Annotated in this window: 16 protein-coding genes; 12 read left to right on the top strand and 4 right to left on the bottom strand. The window is 48.4% G+C overall.

Annotated elements, in window-relative coordinates; translation table 11 throughout:
- Nucleotides 1–141: 141 nt before the first annotated feature.
- The 10 genes from aspS (at nucleotide 142) to DXB83_RS11905 (ending at nucleotide 9,042) form a co-directional block, all read left to right on the top strand.
- The gene (aspS, locus tag DXB83_RS11950; RefSeq protein ID WP_117802399.1) at nucleotides 142–1,470 is read left to right on the top strand and encodes an aspartate--tRNA(Asn) ligase; all 1,329 of its coding nucleotides are present in this window, start codon (nucleotides 142–144) and stop codon (nucleotides 1,468–1,470) included.
- Between the two features lie 39 nt (nucleotides 1,471–1,509).
- Complete coding sequence (gatC, locus tag DXB83_RS11945; protein ID WP_022462350.1) at nucleotides 1,510–1,803, top strand: Asp-tRNA(Asn)/Glu-tRNA(Gln) amidotransferase subunit GatC; 294 nt, start codon at nucleotides 1,510–1,512, stop codon at nucleotides 1,801–1,803.
- 15 nt (nucleotides 1,804–1,818) lie between these two features.
- Nucleotides 1,819–3,279, top strand: a complete 1,461-nt coding sequence (gatA, locus tag DXB83_RS11940) for an Asp-tRNA(Asn)/Glu-tRNA(Gln) amidotransferase subunit GatA (RefSeq protein WP_118697676.1) — start codon at nucleotides 1,819–1,821, stop codon at nucleotides 3,277–3,279.
- A 15-nt stretch (nucleotides 3,280–3,294) separates the two neighbouring features.
- Complete coding sequence (gene gatB, locus DXB83_RS11935) at nucleotides 3,295–4,731, top strand: Asp-tRNA(Asn)/Glu-tRNA(Gln) amidotransferase subunit GatB (protein ID WP_055217758.1); 1,437 nt, start codon at nucleotides 3,295–3,297, stop codon at nucleotides 4,729–4,731.
- Between the two features lie 163 nt (nucleotides 4,732–4,894).
- Nucleotides 4,895–5,107, top strand: coding sequence for a DUF378 domain-containing protein (locus DXB83_RS11930; protein WP_055228257.1), 213 nt, complete (start codon nucleotides 4,895–4,897; stop codon nucleotides 5,105–5,107).
- Nucleotides 5,108–5,221: 114 nt separating this feature from the next.
- Nucleotides 5,222–5,371, top strand: a complete 150-nt coding sequence (locus DXB83_RS16505) for a hypothetical protein (RefSeq protein ID WP_158565943.1) — start codon at nucleotides 5,222–5,224, stop codon at nucleotides 5,369–5,371.
- Nucleotides 5,372–5,423: 52 nt separating this feature from the next.
- On the top strand, nucleotides 5,424–6,290 hold the full coding sequence (locus DXB83_RS11925) for a GGDEF domain-containing protein (RefSeq protein ID WP_243108924.1): 867 nt from the start codon (nucleotides 5,424–5,426) through the stop codon (nucleotides 6,288–6,290).
- Nucleotides 6,291–6,718: 428 nt separating this feature from the next.
- Nucleotides 6,719–7,525, top strand: a complete 807-nt coding sequence (locus DXB83_RS11915) for a transporter substrate-binding domain-containing protein (protein ID WP_055228259.1) — start codon at nucleotides 6,719–6,721, stop codon at nucleotides 7,523–7,525.
- Between the two features lie 94 nt (nucleotides 7,526–7,619).
- Nucleotides 7,620–8,309: an amino acid ABC transporter permease gene (locus DXB83_RS11910; protein ID WP_055217777.1), complete on the top strand. Its 690-nt coding sequence runs from the start codon at nucleotides 7,620–7,622 to the stop codon at nucleotides 8,307–8,309.
- Nucleotides 8,299–9,042, top strand: coding sequence for an amino acid ABC transporter ATP-binding protein (locus tag DXB83_RS11905; protein WP_117762275.1), 744 nt, complete (start codon nucleotides 8,299–8,301; stop codon nucleotides 9,040–9,042). The genes DXB83_RS11910 and DXB83_RS11905 overlap by 11 nt, the downstream gene beginning before the upstream one ends.
- A 50-nt stretch (nucleotides 9,043–9,092) precedes the next feature.
- On the opposite strand, the gene DXB83_RS11900 is transcribed toward DXB83_RS11905, so the two are convergent.
- Nucleotides 9,093–10,880 (bottom strand): aminopeptidase P family protein, encoded by a 1,788-nt coding sequence (locus tag DXB83_RS11900; RefSeq protein WP_118697704.1) that lies wholly within the window; start codon nucleotides 10,878–10,880, stop codon nucleotides 9,093–9,095.
- A gap of 289 nt (nucleotides 10,881–11,169) precedes the next feature.
- On the opposite strand from DXB83_RS11900, the gene DXB83_RS11895 reads away from it, so the two are divergent.
- The gene (locus DXB83_RS11895) at nucleotides 11,170–13,899 is read left to right on the top strand and encodes a beta-mannosidase (RefSeq protein ID WP_118697674.1); all 2,730 of its coding nucleotides are present in this window, start codon (nucleotides 11,170–11,172) and stop codon (nucleotides 13,897–13,899) included.
- Between the two features lie 54 nt (nucleotides 13,900–13,953).
- Here the strand turns inward: DXB83_RS11895 and DXB83_RS11890 are convergent, their stop codons facing one another.
- Nucleotides 13,954–14,835 (bottom strand): AraC family transcriptional regulator, encoded by an 882-nt coding sequence (locus DXB83_RS11890; RefSeq protein WP_055266011.1) that lies wholly within the window; start codon nucleotides 14,833–14,835, stop codon nucleotides 13,954–13,956.
- Between the two features lie 133 nt (nucleotides 14,836–14,968).
- Between DXB83_RS11890 and DXB83_RS11885 the strand changes: the two genes are divergently transcribed.
- Nucleotides 14,969–16,318 (top strand): MATE family efflux transporter, encoded by a 1,350-nt coding sequence (locus DXB83_RS11885; RefSeq protein WP_118666789.1) that lies wholly within the window; start codon nucleotides 14,969–14,971, stop codon nucleotides 16,316–16,318.
- 91 nt (nucleotides 16,319–16,409) lie between these two features.
- Here the strand turns inward: DXB83_RS11885 and miaB are convergent, their stop codons facing one another.
- Nucleotides 16,410–17,894: a tRNA (N6-isopentenyl adenosine(37)-C2)-methylthiotransferase MiaB gene (miaB, locus tag DXB83_RS11880; protein WP_055228265.1), complete on the bottom strand. Its 1,485-nt coding sequence runs from the start codon at nucleotides 17,892–17,894 to the stop codon at nucleotides 16,410–16,412.
- A gap of 105 nt (nucleotides 17,895–17,999) precedes the next feature.
- Nucleotides 18,000–19,100 (bottom strand): SLC13 family permease, encoded by a 1,101-nt coding sequence (locus DXB83_RS11875; protein WP_055228266.1) that lies wholly within the window; start codon nucleotides 19,098–19,100, stop codon nucleotides 18,000–18,002.
- Between the last annotated feature and the right edge of the window lie 28 nt (nucleotides 19,101–19,128).

Here is a 19,128-nt window from a genome sequence, read left to right as displayed (position 1 = left end):
ACCGGAGAGAAAAACGCAATGCGGGTGGTACCGCGGGAACATAAAATATCCCGTCCCGGAACAGTAGTTAAAAAACTGTTCCGGGACTTTTTTATTTGAAAAAGCAATCCGGGACAGGCGAGAAAGAGAGGAGAACAAGACATGGAATTTATGACAGGCGTAAAGAAAAAAGAAGACATCTCCGTAAAAACTCTGCTGGAGACACCGGAAGGCACAGAAGTAAAACTCGAAGGAGCCGTACACATCATCCGTGACATGGGCGAGGTTGCCTTTGTCATCTTAAGAAAGAGCGAGGGACTCGTTCAGTGTGTGTACGAAGAAGGAAGCGTTGACTTCCCGCTGAAAGATCTGAAAGAGGAATCGGCAGTTGCCGTAACCGGAACGGTCAAAAAAGAGGACCGCGCACCGGGCGGCGTCGAAGTCAGGCTGCAGACCATCACCGTTCTTTCCGAGCCGACCGAGCCAATGCCGCTCGCAGTCAACAAATGGAAAATGAACACCTCCCTTGAAGCAATGCTGAACATGCGGCCGATCGCTCTTCGAAACGTCAGAGAGCGTGCAAAATTCCGCATCCAGGAAGGCGTGGTACGGGCGTTCCGTGATTTCCTTCATTCCCAGGGATTCACCGAAATCCATACACCGAAGATCGGCGCGAAAGGCGCTGAGGGCGGCGCAAACATCTTCAAGCTGGAATATTTCCACCGCCCGGCTGTCCTGGCACAGAGCCCGCAGTTCTACAAACAGATGCTCGTCGGCGTGTTTGACCGTGTCTTTGAAGTCGGACCGGTTTTCCGTGCAGAGAAACACAACACGAAACGTCATCTGAACGAGTATACCAGCCTTGACTTTGAGATGGGCTACATCGAGGATTACACCGACATCATGGCAATGGAAACCGGATTTTTACAGTACATGGTGGAGCTTCTTAAAGAGGATTACGCAAAAGAGCTGGAGATCCTGAAAGTTATGCTTCCAAAGACAGAAGAAATCCCAACTGTACCGTTCACGAAAGCGAAAGAGCTGGTAGCCGAGAAATACAACCGAAAGATCCGCAACCCGTTCGACCTTGAGCCAGAGGAGGAGCTTCTGATCGGCCAGTATTTCAAAGAGGAGTACGACGCAGACTTTGTATTCGTCACCGAATATCCGTCGAAAAAGAGACCGTTCTATGCGATGGACGACCCGGAGGATAAGAGATACACAAAGAGCTTCGACCTGCTGTTCCACGGTCTGGAGATTACAACCGGAGGCCAGCGTATCCACGATTACAAGATGCTTTCTGAAAAGATCGCAGCCCGCGGCATGACAGAAGAGGGCATGGAGCAGTACTTGAGTGCTTTCAAACACGGTATGCCGCCGCACGGAGGTCTTGGCATCGGTCTGGAGCGTCTGACCATGAAGCTGATCGGTGAGGACAACGTCCGCGAGACAACGCTGTTCCCGCGTGATCTTACAAGACTGGAGCCGTAAGCAGATCCTGCTGGAAAATAAAAAAGGAGAATGAGTGAAATGGCAAATGTGATTTCAGATGAAACGATGGAATATGTCGGCATCCTGGCAAAGCTGGAATTAAAGGATGAGGAAAAAGAATCCGCACGGCAGGATATGCAGAAAATGCTGGATTATGTAGATAAATTAAACGAGCTCGACACCAGCAAGGTCGAGCCGATGACCCACATTTTCGAGATGGGAAATGTATTCCGCGAGGATGAAGTAACCAATGGCGACGACCGCGATGCAATGCTTGCCAATGCACCGGAAGTCAAAGAGGGCCAGTACAAGGTTCCGAAAACGGTAGAATAGCAGGAGGAGATTGATATGGAAATCAAAGATATGACAGCAGTACAGCTTTCTGCCGCAATCAAAGAAGGAAAAATCACCGTATCGGACGCTGTGGAAGCGTCCCTTGCGGCAGTCAAAGCATCGGAAGAATCAATTCACGCATTCCTTCTTGTGGATGAAGAGGGTGCAAGAGCACGCGCGGCAGAAGTGCAGAAGAAAATTGACGCAGGAGAGCTCACCGGTCCGCTGGCCGGCGTTCCGATTGCGGTCAAGGACAACATCTGTACGAAAGGTCTTGCGACGACGTGTGCGTCAAAAATTCTGCAGAACTTTGTTCCGACGTATGATGCAGAGGTTATCACACGGCTCGAAGAGGCGGGAGCCGTTATCATCGGAAAGACAAACATGGATGAGTTTGCGATGGGAAGTACGACAGAGACTTCCGCGTACGGCGTGACGAAAAATCCATGGAACACCGAACACGTTCCAGGCGGTTCCTCCGGCGGTTCCTGCGCAGCCGTTGCAGCAGGAGAAGTACCGATGGCACTTGGCTCCGATACCGGCGGATCGATCCGTCAGCCGAGTTCCTTCTGCGGCGTAACCGGCATGAAACCGACGTACGGCACCGTTTCCCGTTACGGACTGATCGCTTATGGTTCCTCCCTCGACCAGATCGGACCGGTCGCAAAGGATGTGACAGACTGTGCAGCACTGCTGCAGACGGTCGCTTCGTATGATGCAAAAGATGCGACATCGATGAAACGCGACGATTACGATTTCATGAGCGCTTTAAAAGAAGATGTCTCCGATCTGAAAATCGGTATTCCGAACAGCTGCTTCGGCGAAGGCCTGGATCCGCAGGTGAAGGAATCCATTTTAAAAGCTGCCGATGTCCTGAAGGCACGCGGAGCAGAAGTAGAGTATTTCGATCTCGACCTCATTGATTATGCCATTCCGGCTTACTACGTTATTGCATCCGCTGAGGCAAGCTCCAACCTGGAACGCTTCGACGGCGTGAAATACGGTTTCCGTGCCAAAGAGTACGAAGGACTCCACGATATGTATAAGAAGAGCCGTTCTGAGGGCTTCGGTCCGGAGGTGAAACGACGGATTATGCTGGGAAGCTTCGTCTTAAGCTCCGGTTACTATGATGCGTATTATCTGAAAGCACTGCGCACGAAAGCCCTGATTAAAAAAGAGTTTGACCGCGCATTTGAAAAATACGATATGATTTTAAGCCCGGCAGCACCATCGACCGCACCGCGTCTCGGGGAATCGCTTTCCGATCCGCTGCAGATGTATCTGGGCGATATTTACACCGTATCCGTCAACCTCGCCGGCCTTCCGGGCATCACCGTTCCGTGCGACATGGATGACAAGGGGCTTCCGATCGGCATGCAGCTTATCGGCGACTGTTTCTCAGAGAAAAAACTGTTCCGTGCAGCATACACCTATGAGCAGGTACGCGGTGCATTCGGGCAGCCAGAAAAATGGTAAGGAGGAAGCAAAACAATGTCAAAACAGTATGAAACCGTCATCGGACTTGAAGTACATGTGGAGCTTGCGACGAGAACAAAAATTTTCTGCGGCTGCTCTACCGCATTCGGCGGTGCGCCGAACACCCACACCTGCCCGGTCTGCACTGGTATGCCGGGATCCCTTCCGGTATTAAATAAGAAGGTTGTCGATTACGCCCTGCGCGTCGGACTGGCTGCAAACTGCAAAATCAACCAGCTCTGCAAATTCGACCGGAAGAACTATTTCTACCCGGACAACCCGCAGAACTATCAGATTTCCCAGCTGTATCTGCCGATCTGCCACGATGGATATGTCGAGATTGACACCGCAGCGGGAAAGAAGAAAATCGGCATTCATGAGATCCACATGGAGGAGGATGCCGGAAAGCTGATCCACGATGAGTGGGAGGATTGCTCGCTCGTCGACTACAACCGAAGCGGCGTTCCGCTGATCGAGATTGTATCCGAGCCGGATATGCGCTCTGCGGAAGAGGTTATCGCTTATCTGGAAAAACTGCGTATGATGATTCAGTATCTCGGCGCATCCGACTGCAAACTGCAGGAGGGCTCGATGCGTGCCGATGTCAACCTTTCGGTCCGTGAGGTTGGAAGTGAGAAATTCGGAACACGTACCGAGATGAAGAACCTGAACTCCTTTAAGGCAATCGGAAGAGCGATCGAGGGAGAGCGTGCAAGACAGATCGAGCTGATCGAGGAAGGAAAAGCCGTTGTCCAGGAGACCCGCCGCTGGGACGACAACAAAGAGTATTCCTACGCGATGCGTTCGAAAGAGGATGCGAAGGATTACCGCTACTTCCCGGACCCGGATCTGCCGCCGGTGCACATTTCCGACGAGTGGATCGACCGCATTGTGAAATCCATGCCGGAATTCCAGCCGGAAAAACAGGCACGCTACGTGGAGCAGTACGGACTGCCGCAGTACGATGCGGGCATTCTGACCGGTTCCAAGAAGCTGTCCGATCTCTTTGAGGAGACGACGGCGCTCTGCGGCAAACCGAAAAAAGTGGCAAACTGGCTGATGGGCGAGACCTTACGTCTCTTAAAGGAGAACGGCCAGGAGCCGGAGGATCTGCAGTTTTCACCGAAGCATCTGGCATCCCTGATCGAACTGGCAGAAGCCGGATCGGTCAACAACCAGGTGGCAAAAGAGGTATTTGAGCAGATCTTTGCAGAGGATGTCGATCCGGAAGCATACGTCGAGGAGCACGGACTGAAAACCGTAAACGACACCGGCCTTCTGGAAGAAACTGCGAGAAAAGTTCTGGAAAACAACCCTGGCCCGGTAGAGCAGTACAAATCCGGAAAGACAAAAGTCCTCGGATTTCTGGTCGGCCAGGTCATGAAAGAAATGAAAGGCAAAGCCAACCCGGCAGCAGCAGGAGAGCTGCTGCAGAAGCTGCTGTCTGAATAAAGAAAACAAAATTGCACGAATGGAGGCCTGGAAATGGTCTCCATTTTTCAGCCCGAAAAATCAAAGAAAATGCATAATCTGCCTCCTTTTGGGAAATTCTTTATAAAGAAACCGGAAGAGATAAAAAGACGATACAAAATCCGGAAAAAGGAGGTTTCTTTACATGAAAGGACTGGATTACACCGCACTCACCGTTGCAATCATCGGAGCCGTCAACTGGGGCTTGATCGGATTCTTCCGCCTCGACCTCGTCGCCCTGATCTTCGGAAACATGACGTGGCTGAGCCGCATCATCTACGCGGTTGTCGGCATCTGCGGTCTCTACCTGATCTCCGTCTACGGAAGAATTTCCGACCACGTACTGGGACAGGCGTAAGAACAGGAACCCTCTCATATACGCAGAGAAAGGCGGTATGAGAGGGTTTTCTTTTGCTGTTTTAGGAAGGACAAAACAAATATTGCGGCCCTCTGTATGGTTTTGAGCAGGGATATGGATCAGAAAAAGAAAAAATACCGGATACTTCTGATGCAGCTTTCCTGTGCCGTTCTTCTGGCGAGTGATGCCGCAGCGTGGGCATTCAGCGGAAGTCCTGGGAGTCTGGAAAGAGGTATTGTGTATGTGAGTAACTATCTGGTTTGAATGTGATAGATCTTGCTGAATGGATTGCCCTTGCAGCAATTTTTATGAGTCGATGCATTATATTAATGTGCAGACGCAGAAATATCATATTGTAAAGACAACATCGCAGAGTGCAGCCCAAATGGGGGAATATGAGATCATAGACGATTTTGGCGGGCATGCGAAGTGCATGGCAGAGAAAATGTGCATGGAATCACAACTGGAAGAAACTGCTGCATTTATCGATCTCAATACGCTGGAAGAGCGGCTCGCCGGAAAAAACAGTATCATACACGAATTTATCGATAAAAAAACAGGCTGGTGCCGGAGCAGATTCATTCCTGTTGATTACGATGAAAATGGAAGGCTTCTGCATGTGCTGTTTTGTATTGAGTGTATCGAAGAAGAGAAAAAACGTGAGAACCGCTTGATTTATCTGGCACAGACGGATCTTATGACGGGATTGTATAACCGTGGAAGCGGGGAAAGACAGATTTCCCATCTGCTGCAGGAAAAAACAGGAGGTCTGCTTTGCCTGATTGATTGTGACAAATTCAAAACAATCAACGATACGTATGGACACTCGACAGGGGATAAGGTTATTATCGCCGTTGCAGAGACGATGCAGAAATCCTGCCGGGACAAGGACGTAGTTCTGCGCCTCGGGGGTGACGAGTTTGCAGTCTTTATGCCGGAAATGCGGGAGAAAGCGGCGGCAGAGAGATTTTTCGAAAGACTTTTTTATAACATCAGCCAGATTACGATTGCGGAAATGAAGGGGAAGCAGATAGAAATCAGCCTGGGTGCCTGTTTCTGCGAGGCATCGGAAGAAGTTTCTTTTGACCAGCTGTACAGAAAGGCGGACCGGGCAATGTATCAGAGTAAAAAGAAACAGGGATACAGTGCCTCCATTTATGAAGAATGGATGAAAAGCAATTAGAACAGGACAAGGCAGGAGAGATACCAGATGAACATCATTTGTGTAGACGACGAACAAATACAGAGGGACTGGAAGGGATGGAAGCCTTAAAGCTCTTCGGGAGCAGTGTGGAAGCCTAGGAATGGGCAAAGGAGCATCCGGTGCCGGGAAATTTGCGAGAAACATCAAAACGGAAGCAGAGTTTCCGAACTCTCAGAGGAATATGCTTTATCGGAAAAGAGCATTCAGCGGATCCTGCGCTGCACAGCAGCAGACGGAAAAAATACGGACTGAATACAAAAACGGAAAGACAGCCATGGAAGAACCCCCGGGCTGTCTTTTGTATTTCTGTTGCTTTTTTTCCGTTTTTCCTTGCATTTCAGAAAGATGCTGTTATAATAAGGGAAAGTGAATAAATATACATTACATGAGGAGAGAAGGAGATTATTATGAAAATGAATTTTGCAAAAAAAGCAACAGCACTTGCAATGTCCGTTTTGTTTGCTGTTTCGATGGCAGGCTGCGGAAGTTCTGCATCTACCGCAAAGAAAGTAGAAGTAACATCCGTAGAGGATCTGGCAGATCTGAAGATTGGTGTACAGACCGGAACAACAGGTGATTCTCAGGCGAGCGATGCCGTTAATGCAGATTCCCAGATGCAGCGTTACAACAAAGGCGCCGATGCTATTCAGGCACTGAAAAACGGAAAGATTGACTGTGTTGTCATCGATTCCCTGCCGGCAGAAAAATTCGTTGCAGCAAACGATGATCTGAAAATTGTAGAAGGCATTTTTGATACCGAAGAGTACGCGATGTGCTTCAAAAAAGGAAATGAGTTAAGAGACGAGTTCAACACTGCATTGGCAGAGCTGAAAGAGGACGGAACTCTTGATGAGATCATGAGCAACTACATTGGTGATGAAGTCGGACAGCATCCGTATGAATCCCCGGCAGACGCAGACCACTCCAAGGGAACGCTTACCATGGCAACCAACGCAGAGTTCGAGCCGTGGGAGTACAAAGAGGGAAATGATATCGTTGGTATCGATGCCGACATTTCCAAGGCAATCTGCGACAAGCTTGGTTATGAGCTGAAAATCGAGGATATGTCATTTGAAACCATCCTTGCATCTGTCAACAGTGGAAAAGCAGATTTCGGCGCAGCCGGAATGACCGTTACTCCGGAGCGTGAGGAGAGTGTTGATTTCACCGATACTTACGCAAATGCAACGCAGGTTGTTATTGTAAGAAAGTAATCTAATAAGAGGAAAAAGAGCGGCTGTCCGCCAGGCAAAATGGTGCAGCCGCTCTTTTTGCAGGAAATGAAACCACAAAGGAGAGATGTATTCTATGGAAAATTTACAGCATCAGTTTAACCGCTACTTTGTAGACAACGGTGCTACAGAGTGGTGGCTGACCGGTCTGAAGACGACGCTGCTTGTCACGGTAATTGCACTGTGCATCGGTGTTGTGCTCGGACTTCTCATCGCGCTGATCCGTTCGACACACGAGCAGACCGGTAAATTAAAACTTCTGAACATTGTGGCACGCGTCTATCTGACGATTATCCGCGGAACGCCGTCCATGATTCAGATTCTGTTTTTCTATTCCGTTATTTTTGCAACCGTAAACCTGAACAATATCGTGATCGGCGGAATTGCATTCGGTATTAACTCCGGTGCGTACGTTGCCGAGATCTTCCGTTCCGGAATCATGTCTGTGGATAAAGGACAGACGGAAGCGGGACGAAGCCTTGGTTTAAATTCGGCACAGACCATGCGTCTGATTATCATTCCGCAGGCGTTTAAAAATGTTCTTCCGGCGCTGATCAACGAGATGATCGTGCTGTTGAAAGAGACCGCCATCATCGGCTATATTGGAACCATCGATATTACAAAAGCAGCAACTCTGGTACAGAGCCGTACGTACGATGCGCTGGTTCCGCTTCTCTCCGCAGCGATCTTTTATCTGATTCTTGTTATGATTCTGACCTATTTCATGGGCAAACTGGAAAGGAGACTGCGTAAGAGTGACCACTAACGAAAAAGTATTAATTAAAGTTGAAAATCTGCAGAAGAGCTTCGAGGATAATAAAGTTTTAGACGGAATCAGCACAGAGATCCGTCAGGGAGAAGTTGTCGCCGTTATCGGTCCTTCCGGTTCCGGAAAATCGACGTTTCTGCGCTCCTTAAACCGTCTGGAAATTCCAACCGGCGGAAAAATTTACTTCGAGGGCGTTGACATCACGGCGCCGGAAACTGACATTGACCATGTGCGTCAGAAGATCGGAATGGTATTCCAGCAGTTCAATCTGTTTCCGCACAAAACCGTTAAGGAAAATATCTTGCTCGCTCCGGTGACATTAAAACTAATGACACCGGAAGAAGCAGAGAAAAAAGCGATGGAGCTTCTGACCCGTGTCGGACTGCCGGACAAAGCAGATGCCTATCCGGGAAGCCTTTCCGGCGGACAGAAGCAGCGAATCGCCATCGCGCGCGCCCTTGCGATGAATCCGGATGTCATGCTGTTTGACGAACCGACTTCTGCACTCGATCCGGAGATGGTAGGAGAGGTTCTTGAAATTATGAAGGAACTTGCTGAATCAGGCATGACGATGGTTGTCGTAACGCATGAAATGGGTTTTGCAAGAGAAGTGGCAACCCGCGTGGTCTTTATCAACGAGGGAAATATTCAGGAGGAGAATACGCCGCAGGAGTTCTTCGCAAATCCGCAGCATCCCCGGCTCAAAGAGTTTTTATCGAAAGTATTATAATAAAAAACGCTGCTCTGTATCATCAAAACACAGAACAGCGTTTTTGCATCTTATTTGGAAATCGTGCGGGTGGCTTCTTTCAGCCACTCTTTTTCGTCCCCTTCCAGATAAGGAGAAATCTTCTCATACACTTCTTTGTGGTAATTATTCAGCAGCTCGACATCTTTCTCCGTCATATACTGCGTATCGATACCGTCGAGGTCGATCGGAACCATGGTAACGAACTCAAAGCGCATGAACTGGCCATACATGTTCTTTTCTGCTTTGCGGCAGAGCATCAGGTTCTCGGTACGGATACCGTGGCTTCCTTCAATATAGATACCTGGTTCGTCGGAGGTCAGCATACCTTCCTCGAGAACGGCATTTTCCATGCGCTCCGGAACCATTTTCCAGCGGAAACCGTTTGGACGCTCATGGACATTTAAGAGATAGCCGACGCCGTGGCCGGTTCCGTGATTGAAGTCAAGACCTCTCTCCCAGAATGCCTGTCTTGCGAGGTAATCGAGATTGATGCCGATGCATCCATGGAGAAATTTTGCGTTTCCAAGACGCAGGGTTCCCATCGCAGTGATGGTGAAATGTTCTTTTTCTTCCTCGGTCAGCGGTCCAACTACGATTGTTCTGGTAATATCGGTCGTTCCCTCATAATACTGTCCGCCGGAGTCCACCAGGTACATGCCTTTTGGCTGCAGAACAGAGAAATTGTCTTTCGTTGCCTGATAATGGCACATAGCAGCATTCGGGCCGTAAGCGGAAATCGTTCCGAAGCTTGGCTCAATAAAGCCTTCCTGCTCCTTCCGGAAGGATTCCAGTTTTTCAGCAACGGAAACCTCATCCATTGGGATCTTACCGATATTCTTCTTTAACCAGTATGCGAAACGGGTAACGGCAACGCCGTCTTTGATGTGGGCTTTTCGGATGTTTTCCATCTCAACCGGTGTTTTGACTGCTTTTAAAGAAGAAGCCGGGTTCATGACATTGACAATCGTATTGCTGCCCATGACACTCTGGCAGATCGTGTAGTTGACTTTGGCTTTCTCCAGAAGAATGGTTTTTCCTGTGATGCCGGAAACAAAATCATAAACAGCATCGTATGGATGAAGGGAAATGCCAAGATCAGCAAGATACTGTTTTACTTTCTCATTTAAGGTTTCTTCCTGAATGAACAGATGACTCTCGGTTTCTGTCAGTACGAGATAGGAGAGGACAACCGGGTTGCATGGAATATCGTTTCCACGGATATTCAGCATCCAGGCGATATCATCCAGTGCAGTCAGAATATGCACTTCGGCACCGTTCTCTTTCATCTTTTCGCGTACTTTTGCAAGACGCTCCGCAGCGGATTCACCGGTATATTTTGCATCAAGGATCCACACGGGTTCTGCGGAAAGTGCCGGGCGGTCCGACCAGATCTCACCGATCAGGTCGCTTCGATAGGAAAGAAAACGCTCCGGAAGTGTTTTCTCCAGTGCTTCGCCGAGCATTTCATTGACAACGCGGCCGTCAAAACCAATGGTCATGCCCTCTTTTGTATTTGCTGCCAGGTATTCCTCTACCGTCGGAACGCCTTCCTGGCCCATTTTCATTAAGGTAACGCCGGTTCCGGCAAGTTCTTTGGCTGCCTGTACGAAGTAGCGGCCATCGGTCCAGAGGCACGCTTCGTCCTGCGTAATCACAGCAGTTCCGGCAGAACCGGTAAAACCGGTAATATACGTTCTTGCTTTAAAGTAAGTTCCTACATATTCGGATTCATGATAATCGGCGGTCGGAACCAGATAAGCGTCCACGCCGTATGCTCTCATTTTTTCACGGAGAGCAGCTAATCTTTCTGGTATCATAGTTTTTTCCTCATCTTTCTTTTCGAAAAATAATGTCGGCATTTTTAAATGGGATGCCAACATTTTTATTCTATCACATTTTCCAAATCTGTCAAAGTGATGATTGAGAATTTGTCTCACTGTTTTCCTGTTTTTGCGAAAATTTTTGTGCATTTGGAGATTTTTCCTATTTTTCAAGAGCTTTTTTGTACCATTTTCTGCACAAAAGAAGTAAGATAGGAAGAAAGAAAAAGCGTGGTGAAACTACGCGAAGAAGCAGAAACTATGTAAGAAAGGGGGACATACTGTAATGCATACAATATGTCTGAAAGACAACTGGACCTTAACGGTCCTTGGAAAAAATGTTTACGATATTCCAGAGACTCCAATTGAGACAAAGGTTCCGTCTACCGTTTACGGCACACTTCTGGAAAAAGATCTGATCCCGGATCCGTTTTATCGTGACAATGAACTCGACGCACTGAAACTGATGGAGAACGATTTCGCATACGAGACAGAAATCGTGATCGGAGAGGAAGACAGAAAAGCGGACCGCCTGTTTTTACATTTCGACGGAATTGATACGATCGCGGATGTTTATCTGAACGGAGAGAAAATCGGCTCCGCAGACAACATGAACCGTGTCTGGGAGTACGATATTACCGATCTTGTTGCAGGTGATGCAGCCGATACCGTATATCAGGTAAAAGTGATTCTGCATTCCCCGACCAAATTCATTGAGGAAGAAGATACAAAATGCCCGGTTGGCGGATCCTCCGATGCAATGCCGGGATTCCCGCATATCCGTAAAGCAGCGTGCATGTACGGCTGGGACTGGGGCCCGCGTCTGCCAGATGCAGGACTGTTCCGTGAAGCTTCCGTTCTCGCAGTAAAAACAGCCCGTCTGGCACAGGTATTTGTAGGACAGGAGCATCACGTAACCGGAAAAACGGTTCACGGAAACGTTGTTGATTCTGTTCGCCTGACGGCAGATGCCCAGATCGAGTGGATGCCGGGAGTTACCGACGGAAATGTAAAAATTGTCATGACGGTTACTTCTCCGGATGGAAAAACCGTTCTGACCGCAGAAAGCGGCAGCATCGATCCGCTGACCCATTCAGCACCGGCAAAGAATCTGACTGGTCTTACGTGTGAGCTTCGCAGCAACCATGTACAGGCTTCTCTTACCGTAGAAAATCCGGAGCTGTGGTGGCCGAACGGTTACGGCGCACAGGCACTGTATCAGGTAAAGGTAGCGCTTGTTGCAGAGGATACCCTGGATACCTGGGAGAAAAAAATGGGTCTTCGCACCATCACGGTCAATACCGATCCGATGGAAGATGAAGTTTATGATGAGCACATGACCGGACAGGCACCAGATTACGACGACGGCGACAACATGGTTATGACAAACGGTGAGAAGAAAGTAATTATCACCGATAAAGCAGCAAAGACGGTAAAAGGCCGCAACTTTGCATATGAAATCAACGGACTGCAGATTTTCGCGATGGGCGCGGATTACATTCCGGAGGATAATATTTTAACCCGCCAGACGAGAGAACGTACCGATCTGCTGTTAAAATCCGCACAGGAAGCAAACTTCAATTCCCTGCGTATATGGGGCGGCGGATACTTCCTCGATGACTTCTTCTATGATGTCTGCGATGAGAGAGGACTTCTGATCTGGCATGACTTCATGTTTGCCTGCGCTTCCTATGAGCTGTCAGATCACTTTGAGGAGAATATCTCCACAGAAATCCGTCAGAATGTACGCAGACTTCGTTCTCATGCAAGCATCGCTCTGTGGTGCGGAAACAATGAGATGGAGACACAGTACGAAATGATGGCATGGCCGAAATCCAAGAAACAGTATTACGATTATATCCATCTGTACGAGTACATCATTCCGAAAATCGTCAAAGAAGAGGATCCGGAGAAATTCTACTGGCCGTCATCCCCGTCTTCAGGCGGAAATTACGAAAACAGTAATGCAGAGAACGTCGGCGATACCCATTACTGGGGCGTATGGCACGGAAGCGAGCCGTTTACCGCTTATCGTTCCCACCATTACCGTTTCCTGTCCGAGTTCGGATTCCAGTCCTTCCCGTCACTGCAGACCGTAAAACGGTTTACAGAAGACGGCGACCGCAACATCTTCTCACGCGTTATGGAAATGCACCAGAGAAATACGGCTGCCAACGGAAAGATCCTGAACTATATCTCACAGACCTACCTGTACCCGAAGAACTTCGATGAGCTTCTTTACTGCTCACAGCTTCTTCAGGCCGATGCCATCCGCTACGGAGTAGAGCATTTCCGCCGCTTCCGCGGTACCTGCATGGGTGCTGTTGTATGGCAGCTGAACGATATCTGGCCGGTAGCATCCTGGGCAAGCGTCGATTACTACGGAAACTGGAAAGCCCTGCAGTACGCAGAGAAGAAGATGTTCGCACCGGTTCTGCTTTCCTGTGAGGAGCATGGAGAGATCGATCAGAAACCGTTTGTCAACACCCTGCCGCATCCAATCGATGTCAGTGCAGACCTTCACGTTGCGAATGAGACGGGTGAGCCGATTGTTGGAACCGTAAAATGGTCTCTGCGCCGTCCGGATTCTTCCGTAGTCAAAGAGGGAACCTTCGAGGTCAACGCACCGGCCTACGGCGGACAGTGGATGCCGCATCTTGATTTCAACGGTCAGGATCCGCTGGAAGTTCATCTGACGTATGAGCTGGTTGTCGATGGAAACGTCGTATCTTCCGGATCAACGCTGTTCTGTGCACCGAAGCATTACCATTTCGCAGATCCGAAACTTTCTGTATCGGTAGACGGCGATACCGTAACTGTAACGGCAGAGAACTTCGCAAAATCTGTCAGCGTAGAGACCGAAAACGGTGTGCTTCGCCTGGACGATAACTTCGTTGATATGGAAGCAGGAACAAAGACCTTCCGTATTCTGCCGACCGCAGACTTTACCGCCAAGGGAACCGGCGTATCGGGCGCATACCGCGTACGAAGCGTATACGAGACAGCAGAACGATAAGGCATGGAAAAAGGGCACGCAAAATGAATGCGTGCCCTTTTCTGCAAAATAACGTTATTTATTTTTTTCTGCCTGGATTTTTCTGGCCTGTTTCGGTGTGATTCCTTTTATTTTTTTATAACACCGGATGAAATAGCTGCAGTCCGGATAGCCGACTTCTCTGGCAATAAAAGAAACATCGTGACTGGAAAAAAGCAGCATGTTTTCTGCCGCATTGATTCTGGTTGCCGTAATATATTCTTTGCAGGTCATATTGTAGCGGCGGTAAAAATTCATGGAAAATGTGGAGTGCGACATGTTGCACATGGCGGCAAGTTTCTCTACGGTCAGTTCTTCAAAATAATGGGAATCAATGTATTCGGAAATCAGGTCAAAACTGATTTCGTAGGAAGGATGCACGCCGGGAGACGGAAAAGAAGTCCCGCTTTTCTGCCAATTCCGTACAAAACGGCTGATGATTTTCCGAAGATCCGCTGTAAGAATCATGGAATAGCCAAGCTCTTTATCCCGGTATTCCTTAAGAATATCCGAAAAAAGAGGAAAAAGGTTCATTTTCCGTACCTGCTCCGGAGAAAAAATACAGGGGCAGCGGAACGTGTGGATGCCGTGCAGAATCGAACGCAGATCCAGCTCATCCGTCTTGCAGGTGGGCAGAAGATTGGGGTCAAATTTAATCACATCATACTGCACCGGAACAGACCCCTTTGCAAGCGCGATAGAATGAACGCATTTGGGCGGAAAAAGGATCACAGATCCTTCCGTTCCGATGGATGTCACATTATCAAGGGAAACCTCAATTTCTCCTTTCAGAACGTAGAGAAGTTCTACATAATAGTGCCAGTGAGCAGGAATCGGAAGGGAGTCCCGCGTGCTGTCAAAAAGAAAAGCCTCATAAGGAGAGGCGATGGGGTCGATATATTCATATAAGTTATTCATAGATGTCTCACTTTTCGTTCGTAGTGGATGTTCCATACTGACTGTGGATGGAAACAAATTTCTTTTAGTATATAGTGATTTTATATGATTTGCAAGAAGGAATGAAGAAAGGAAAGGTTACAAGATTATCATCATGCAAAAAACAACAAATGATATGACGCAGGGCAACAGCATGAAGCTGATTTTTCAGTTTTTCCTGCCGATTCTGATCGGAAATCTTTTTCAGCAGCTTTACAGCTTTGTGGATTCCATGGTCGTTGGAAAGGGGATCGGAGATGTGGCCCTGGCAGCGGTTGGAAATACCAGTTCGGTACATTTTTTGATTCTCGGCTTTGCCATGGGGCTTACCGGAGGACTTGGGATCTGTATTTCCCACTCCTTTGGAGCGAATGATATCGAAAAACTGCGGAAAGAAATTGCGATGTCGGTTTATATCTGCCTTGCCATTGGAATTGTAATTACGGTGGGCAGTCTGTTTTGGATGCGCCGTCTGTTTGTCTTTCTCCAGACACCGGAGGATATGATGACAGACACTCTGGTTTATTTTGGAACCATTCTGGCGGGCAGTACCGTTACCATTTTTAATAACTTTGCCATGACGCTTCTCCGGTCCGTCGGAAACAGTAAAGTGCCGCTGGCTTCTATGATCGTTTCGTCGGTGGTCAATATTGTGCTGGATCTTCTATTTGTATTTCCGTTTGGCATGGGCGTGTTTGGAGCGGCGCTTGCAACGGTTCTGGCGCAGGTGGTTTCTGCCCTTTACTGTCTGGTATATATCCGGCGCGCCGCAGAACTGCTTCCGCGGAAAACAGACTGGAGGGCAGATGGTGTACTTCTTGGCGCACTCGTTGGAAAAGGCCTGCCGGTAGCTGTGATGAATTCTGTAACTGCGGTGGGCGGTATGGTCCTTCAGGTTTTTGTCAATCAGATGGGAACGGCTTATGTCGCAGCTTATGCTGCATGTATGAAGGTGTGCGGTCTGTTCGAGCAGCCGGGTATAACACTTGGACTTGCACTTCTGACTTTTACAGGACAAAATTATGGAGCCGGAAAATACGACCGGATCAAACAGGGAGTCAGGGCAGGTGTCGTGCTTTCTGTCCTTGTCAATCTTCCTTTTGCAGCACTGGAAATTTTCTGCCCGAAGCTTCTGGCATCCCTGATGCTGAATGATGCGACAGTCATTTCCTATACCTGTATCTTTCTGCCGGTTACCGGAGTTGCCCTGTTCGCCCTTGGCTGGCTGTTTGTCTTCCGAAACGCCTGCCAGGGAATGGGAAAAACAGTTCTGCCGATGGTGTCCGGGATTGTGGAGGTTGCCATGCGCGTCATGGTTGTGCTGCTTTTAGCACCGCGCCTTGCGTTCCGCGGAGTGGCATTCGCAGAAATTTCCGCATGGGTCGGAGCTGGAGTTATGCTTATGATTACCTACTTCTTTTATCAGAGGCGGCTCTCCGGGAAAACTCCAGATGTGAGAGGATAAAAGGAGAAGTTATATATAAAAACCCTGCCTGCACAGCTTTGTAACATAGTCTTTTCAAAGACTGAAAAACTGTGCGGGCAGGGTCTTTTGGTTAAACAAGCGTTCCCATATAGTAGAAGCCGCGGCATTCGTCCAGGGAAACGTTCCGCAGCGTTCCGATCATCGAAGCATCTCCCGGGAAATGAACCAGCGTATTGTTGCTCATACGGCCGGTGACAAGAGAAGCGTCCTGCTCATTGATACTTTCCACCAGAACTTCCTGTACGGTATGAAGATGTCTTGCGGTTACCTCGCGGGAAATTTCCTGGACCTCGGCAAGAAGACGGTCAAAACGGTCTTTTACAACATCCACCGGGATCTGGTCTTCCATGGCAGCTGCCGGTGTTCCGGTTCTTCTGGAATACTGGAAGGTAAACGCGCTGTCGTAACGAACGCGGCGGACCACATCCAGTGTTTCCAGAAAATCTTCTTCGGTCTCACCAGGGAAACCAACGATAATATCTGTTGTCAGAGAAATATCCGGCACTTTTGCGCGGATTCGGTCTACTAGGTCGAGATACTGCTCTTTGGTATAACGGCGGTTCATCAGTTTTAAGATACGGCTGCTTCCGGACTGGAGCGGAAGATGAAGATGGAGGCAGACCTTCTCGCAGTCGCGCATTGCATCGATCAGTTCTTCCGAGAGATCCTTCGGATGTGAGGTCATGAAACGGATGCGTTTCAGCCCTTCAATCTGATTTGCCTTGCGCAGAAGCTGTGCAAACGTCATCGGCTCCTCGAGATTCTTTCCGTAGGAATTGACATTCTGACCAAGCAGCATGATTTCAACAACGCCGTCTGCAACGAGGCGTTTGATCTCTGCGATGATTTCCTCCGGCTTCCGGCTGCGTTCGCGGCCGCGCACATACGGTACGATACAGTAGCTGCAGAAGTTATTGCAGCCGAACATAATATTAACACCCGACTTGAACGGATATTTGCGGTCAACCGGGAGATTTTCCACGATTTTATCGGTATCTTTCCAGATATCGATCACCATGCGGTTCTCTGTCATGCAGCGGACAAGATACTCGGCAAAGCGGTAGATATTATGCGTTCCGAAAATCAGGTTGACGAAATGGTAGCTTTTTTTGAGTTTTTCGACAACAAGCGGCTCCTGCATCATGCATCCGCAGAGGGAAATAATCATGCCCGGATTTTTCTTTTTGTACTTGCCAAGCTGTCCAAGACGACCGTAGACACGCAGATTTGCGTTTTCACGGACGGTACAGGTGTTGTAAACAACAAAATCGGCATCTTCGGTCTCCACAATGTGGTAGCCGACGGTTTCCAGAATTCCCTCCAGTTTTTCGGAATCGCGGGCGTTCATCTGGCAGCCGAAGGTTGTGATGCAGGCAGTCAGATACTCTTTTCCGTTTTGTTTTGCACGCTCCGGTACGAGCTGCTGTTTTAAAAGTGCCATAAAGTAATACTGACGCTGCGGTTCTGTCTCCGGCGCCGGAACAGTAATGTCAACATTTGCAAGATCAATGCCGGAAACCTCGGCATCCGGAACGTTTCTGAGATCTATCTTCATAAATGAAACCCTTTCTTTTTCAATATAAAATGCTAAGTACAGTAATCATGAGACGGTATAAAATGCCGTGAAAAAAGACCCGTACAGCCGGATCTTCTTTTTATTTTAGCGTATCTGATACAAAATAGCAAGAAAAACAAGATTGAAAACAGTAAAAATCAGGATATATCTTTTGCGGCAGGAAGCGTCTGCGGCCGTAATCTGGCGATAGGAGATCAGGCTTGCCATAGATGCAATTAAAGTCCCGAGGCCGCCGAGGTTGGTTCCTACAATCAGTTCCGGGATTTCTTTTGTATATCCGGAAAGCAGCATGGCGGCAGGAACATTGCTGATGATCTGGCTTGTGAGGACGGAAAGAAGCCGTTCGTGTCCGGTAATCATCTGTTCCAGATAAATACGAAGCGCTGCCATTTGTTTCATGTTTCCAATAAAAAGAAAGAAAAACACAAAAGTGAACAAAAGAGAGTAGTCTGCTCTGCGGTAAAGGCTGCGGTTCACCAGGCAGATCCCGGCAATCGTGATCAGAAGCAGAATACTATGCGGGAGAAGTTTGGCAACCGTAAGAATACAGCAGAAAAAAAGAGCTGCAAAAACTGCGATTTGCCGCGGATGAGTAATCGCTTTTTTCCCCAGGGAAACGGAAATTTTTTTTCCGGAGAAAAACAGAAAAATGCAGATCAGAAAAAGAACTGCAGCACCCAGAGTATAAGGCAGCATCATAAGCAGAAACTGCAAAAGGGAAAGTCCGGAAAGCGAATACAGATAAAGATTCTGCGGATTGCCGATAGGAGTAAACATACTGCCAAGGTTTGCAGCCATGGTCATAAAGGTGACAAGAAGTATTTTTTTCTGCTCCATATGGCACATTCGCAGAAGCAGAATGCCAAACGGAACAAAGGTAATCAGAGCGACATCATTGGTAATCAGCATGCTGCAGAAAAAGCACAGGGAAATCAGAAGCAGAGCAACCATCCGTTCTGAGTTTACATGCCGGAGAAGACTGGTGCCAAGCCAGTCAAATACGCCACATTCCCGCAGGCCCGCGACAATCAGCATCAGACAGAACAGCAGGATCAGAGTATGAAAATCCAGATAGCCAAGATACTGTGGACCGGGAGGACAGAAAAAGCAGGAAAGCACTGCAAGAAAAAAAGAGACGGTAAGCACTGCATCTTTTTGAAAAAAGGAAATCAGTTTTTTTATCATAAAAATCATCCTTTCATGAATAAGCAGG

This window comes from Blautia sp. OM06-15AC, from assembly GCF_003481425.1.
In the GTDB taxonomy this organism is placed as follows: Bacteria; Bacillota; Clostridia; order Lachnospirales; family Lachnospiraceae; genus Fusicatenibacter; species Fusicatenibacter saccharivorans.
This window is presented reverse-complemented; position numbering and strand designations above follow the sequence as displayed.